The organism is Streptococcus lactarius (assembly GCF_016642265.1).
Taxonomy (GTDB): domain Bacteria; phylum Bacillota; class Bacilli; order Lactobacillales; family Streptococcaceae; genus Streptococcus; species Streptococcus lactarius.
The window spans coordinates 149,081-153,722 of the sequence record NZ_MRXX01000006.1; the positions used below are offsets into that span (position 1 = coordinate 149,081).

General features: G+C 40.0%; 6 protein-coding genes. 4 read left to right on the forward strand and 2 right to left on the reverse strand.

The features are described from left to right. Window positions 1–281 precede the first annotated feature (281 nt). The gene (locus BTU61_RS05295; protein WP_200772643.1) at window positions 282–575 is read right to left on the reverse strand and encodes a DUF3270 family protein; all 294 of its coding nucleotides are present in this window, start codon (window positions 573–575) and stop codon (window positions 282–284) included. A gap of 129 nt (window positions 576–704) precedes the next feature. Here BTU61_RS05295 and BTU61_RS05300 point away from each other — a divergent pair, with 129 nt between their 5' ends. Both BTU61_RS05300 and BTU61_RS05305 read left to right on the forward strand, forming a co-directional pair. Beyond that, complete coding sequence (locus BTU61_RS05300) at window positions 705–1,634, forward strand: peptidase U32 family protein (protein ID WP_200772644.1); 930 nt, start codon at window positions 705–707, stop codon at window positions 1,632–1,634. Between the two features lie 95 nt (window positions 1,635–1,729). Next, complete coding sequence (locus BTU61_RS05305) at window positions 1,730–3,016, forward strand: peptidase U32 family protein (protein WP_200772645.1); 1,287 nt, start codon at window positions 1,730–1,732, stop codon at window positions 3,014–3,016. 15 nt (window positions 3,017–3,031) lie between these two features. Here the strand turns inward: BTU61_RS05305 and BTU61_RS05310 are convergent, their stop codons facing one another. Continuing rightward, on the reverse strand, window positions 3,032–3,364 hold the full coding sequence (locus tag BTU61_RS05310; protein ID WP_013903885.1) for a hypothetical protein: 333 nt from the start codon (window positions 3,362–3,364) through the stop codon (window positions 3,032–3,034). Window positions 3,365–3,454: 90 nt separating this feature from the next. Here BTU61_RS05310 and BTU61_RS05315 point away from each other — a divergent pair, with 90 nt between their 5' ends. Both BTU61_RS05315 and BTU61_RS05320 read left to right on the forward strand, forming a co-directional pair. Further along, entirely contained in the window at window positions 3,455–3,670 is a 216-nt protein-coding gene (locus BTU61_RS05315) for a YdbC family protein (RefSeq protein WP_200772646.1), read from the forward strand. 171 nt (window positions 3,671–3,841) lie between these two features. After that, complete coding sequence (locus BTU61_RS05320) at window positions 3,842–4,573, forward strand: cyclase family protein (RefSeq protein WP_200772647.1); 732 nt, start codon at window positions 3,842–3,844, stop codon at window positions 4,571–4,573. Window positions 4,574–4,642: the final 69 nt, after the last annotated feature.

The window sequence follows — 4,642 nt, forward strand, 5'->3', positions numbered from 1 at the left end:
ATCCAAAAACAAGAAGAGGCTAGGACTTTTGTCCCAGCCTCATTTTTCTCACATCGGAAAGTTTAAGTATTTCTTGATTTGTTCAAAAAATTAGAATACATTTATATTTTTTTGCAGAATTTCTTAACTTATTTTGCTTTGATAAAATAGCTTATCTATGTTCTAAGGCTCTCTATGCCTCATTTTTTTGAAGTTAAATGATTAATTGCTCATTATATTTTATTTTGAAATATCATTTTCTATTAAAAATTTGTACAAAAAAATCAGGCAGACCTGACTTTTTATTTTCTTTTTTTATTGAAGTAGATTCTAAAACCTTGAATACTAGCAAAACTAGAAGCAATCGCTAAAGCAAAGGCGAAGAAGGTATTCATTTTTGTTGCTAAAAAGACAAAGCTAAAAACAACTGTCAATACACAGAAAACCGCAATATTCAAAAAGTACAGCAATTCACCTAATTGGGGTGCGGGTTCAACTTCAGGCATATAATCCTGAATAGGGGTTATTTCTTGATCTTTTACTAATTCGAGATAATCGAATTCCTCATCATAGTGTCTTAAATTTCTTACGGGCATATTCTCTCTCCTAACAGTTCTCTACTATTCTACCATGAATTCATGCAGTTGAATGTTACAAAAATGTTACAAATTTTACAAAATGAAGAAATTTTTTATGAATAGGGGAATTTTTGTTATAATGGATCTATGAAAAATATAATTATTACAGCAACAGCGGAGAGTGTGGAGCAAGCCCAAGCCCTGATCAATGCAGGGGTTGACCGGATCTATGTTGGCGAATCAGACTACGGATTACGATTGCCTCAAACTTTAAGCTATGACGAAATAAATCGAATTGCCCAATTAGTCCATGCTGCTGGCAAAGAATTGACAGTAGCTGTAAATGCACTCATGCACCAATCGATGATGGATTCAATCAAGCCTTTCCTTGATTTTTTGAAGGACATTCAGGCTGATTATATTACTGTCGGAGATGCGGGCGTTTTTTATGTCCTGAAGCGTGACGGCTATCCGTTTAAAACTATTTATGATGCCTCTACCATGGTCACTTCAAGTCGCCAGATTAATTTCTGGGGGAAACAGGCAGGTGCTTCTGAAGCTGTTTTGGCTCGTGAAATTCCATCTGCTGAACTGTTTATGATGGCAGAAAATTTACAGATACCAGCTGAAATCTTGGTCTATGGTGCCAGCATTATTCACCATTCGAAGCGTCCTTTGCTACATAACTACTATAACTTTATCAAGACAGAAGAATCGGTTACCAAGGAGCGTGATTTGTTCCTAGCAGAGCCGGGAGATCCGGATTCCCATTACTCTGTCTACGAAGACAAGCATGGAACACATATTTTTTCGAACAATGATTTGGATATGATGACCAAGCTCTCTGAGTTGGTGGAACATGGGTATGATCATTGGAAACTGGATGGTGTGTACTGTCCGGGTGAGAACTTTGTCAAGATTACAGAATACTTTATCAAAGCCCGTGATTTGATCCAAAAAGGAACCTTCACGCAAGATCAAGCCTATCTCTTTGATGAAGAAATCCGTAAATTGCATCCTGCCAATCGGGGGCTTGACACTGGCTTTTACGATTATGCGCCAGATCGTGTAAAATAATAGAAACAATAGCAGCTTCTTCGTTTGAGAGTTTTCCATTTTCAGGGAACGAAGAGGCGATTCATAAATCGACAATCTTGTAAATTGGAGAAAACATGATAAATACAAAAAAACGTCCAGAGGTCTTGGTACCTGCTGGAACCTTAGAAAAATTAAAAGTTGCTGTGAATTACGGGGCAGATGCTGTCTTCGTTGGTGGACAAGCCTATGGCTTACGTAGTCGAGCAGGAAACTTCACCATGGATGAGCTTCGCGAAGGGATTGAGTACGCTCATGCACACGGGGTAGATGTCCACGTTGCGTCGAACATGGTGACACATGAAGGAAATGAAAAAGGAGCTGGTGAGTGGTTCCGTGAATTGCGGGATATGGGACTGGATGCCGTGATTGTATCAGACCCAGCCTTGATTGAGATCTGCTCAACCTATGCACCAGGTCTTCATATTCACTTGTCTACTCAAGCTTCCGCGACCAATGTAGAAACCTTCCATTTCTGGAAAGAATATGGATTGACCCGTGTCGTATTGGCGCGTGAAGTATCGATGGAAGAGTTGGCTGAGATTCGTAAACGTACAGACCTTGAGATTGAGGCCTTTGTGCATGGAGCCATGTGTATTTCCTATTCAGGACGGTGTACGCTTTCCAACCACATGTCTGACCGAGACGCCAACCGTGGGGGCTGTTCCCAATCTTGTCGTTGGAAATACGATCTTTATGATATGCCGTTTGGTCGAGAACGCAAGAGTGTGAAAGGCCAAATCCCAGAAGAATACTCTATGTCAGCTGTGGATATGTGTATGATCGAACATATCCCTGATATGATTGACAATGGAGTTGACAGCTTGAAGATTGAGGGTCGGATGAAATCAGTCCATTATGTATCAACGGTTGCCAACTGTTATAAGGCCGCTTGTGATGCTTATATGGAAAGTCCAGAAGCCTTTTATGCGATCAAGGATGATTTGATCAATGAATTGTGGAAAGTCGCTCAACGTGAATTGGCAACTGGATTCTACTACCAAACACCTACCGAAAATGAACAATTGTTTGGAGCACGTCGGAAGATTCCTCAATACAAATTTGTAGGAGAAGTCGTAGACTTTGATCCATCTACCATGACCGCGACGATTCGTCAACGGAATGTGATCAATGAAGGGGACCAAGTGGAATTCTACGGACCAGGCTTCCGTCATTTTGAATGCCATATTCAGGATTTGCACGATAAAGACGGTGTTAAAATTGATCGTGCACCAAATCCGATGGAACTCCTTACCATCACCGTTCCACAGGAAGTCAAACCAGGAGATATGATCCGTTCTTGTCAAGAAGGTTTGATCAATCTTTACTCAAAAGATGGCGCAAGTAAAACTGTTCGAGTATAACAAAAAAAGAGAGGGTTAAACCTCTCCTTTTTGTTGGGCGATGCGAATATTATTGGGAACCAAACTGATTTTCTGGATCTCAGAAATCCGAATAATCGTAGACATACTCTTTTTAAAATTTTTCACGATCAGTTGTCGGCGTTCTTGGTCATACTTGACAATATCGCCTGTAAAACTCTTGTTTGAAAAAATAACATGAACCCCTTGTTTTTTTCGCAATGCTTGTTGAATGATTTCAATAATTCTCTCATCTTCTAATGGGGCAGGGGTACTGACTTTTCCATTGAAAAATTCATTTGCTCGGTCTTTAACGATCTCGAGAAATTTTTTCATAGCTAAATTCTCCATAACTTGATACAATATATTATAGATAATTTCAACGATTTTGTAAATGATTTACGAATAATAGAGATGAGAAGGCAAGAAAGGAGTCGTGAAATGGCAGAATTTTCATTCCAAATCGAAGAACATCTACTGGTCTTGTCAGAAAATGACAAGGGTTGGACCAAGGAATTGAACCGTGTAAGTTTTAACGGTGCTCCAGCTAAGTATGATATCCGGACCTGGAGCCCCGATCATACAAAGATGGGCAAGGGGATTACGCTTACCAATGAAGAATTTCAAGTGCTGTTAGATGCTTTTAAAAATGGATAGACAAAAGGAGTTGAGGACTGGTCCTCGCTCTTTTTGTGTTTCGATATAAGTTAAAACTATAGATAGATCAAAGATATTGGATTATCCTAACCCCTTGTTTATCAAGCTCTAGAGTGATACAATGAATTCATTCATTGCTTAATGTATAACTATAAGCAGGAGGAAGAAAGAATGTCAGATTTACTAAGTATTTATCATGAGTTGCAAGCTAAAAAATGGGTGGATTTGAGTCACCAAATCAATGCCGATAGCCCACACTTTCCAGCTCTTCCAGCCTTGAAGCAAGAGGACCTCTTTACACTCAAAGATGGTTTTCATGTTCAAAAATTCACGGTTGTGGGGCAATACGGAACACATATTGATGCGCCGATTCACTTTGTGGAAGGTGGTCGTTGGTTGGATGAGATTGCTCTCAAAGATCTTCTCTTGCCACTTTATGTCATCGACAAATCGAAAGAAGTTGCAGCCAATCCAAACTTTATCTTGAGCAAACAAGATATCTTAGACTTTGAAGCAGAGCATGGACAAATTGCAGAAGGGGCCTTTGTGGCCTTCCGTAGTGATTGGTCAAAACGTTGGCCAGATCAAGATGCCATGCGTAACCTTGATGAAAATGGGGTTCAACAAAGTCCAGGATGGAGCCGTGAAGCTCTAGAATTTTTGATTCATGAACGCCATGTCAAAGCAGTAGGCCATGAAACCTTTGATACCGATGCGGGTATTCCAGCAGCAGAACATGGTTTGGTCAATGAATATTATCTCTTGGAACAAAACATCTACCAAGTAGAAGTATTGAATCAATTGGATCAAGTACCAGCTGTTGGTGCCTTGATTTCGATTGCGTTCCCTCATTGGGACAAGGCAACTGGTTCACCTGTTCGTGCTATTGCCATCTTACCATAAGAAAAGAAAAAGAGAGTGGGACAGAAATCGTTAATTCGTTAGAATTCGATTTCGTCCCACCTCCGCACA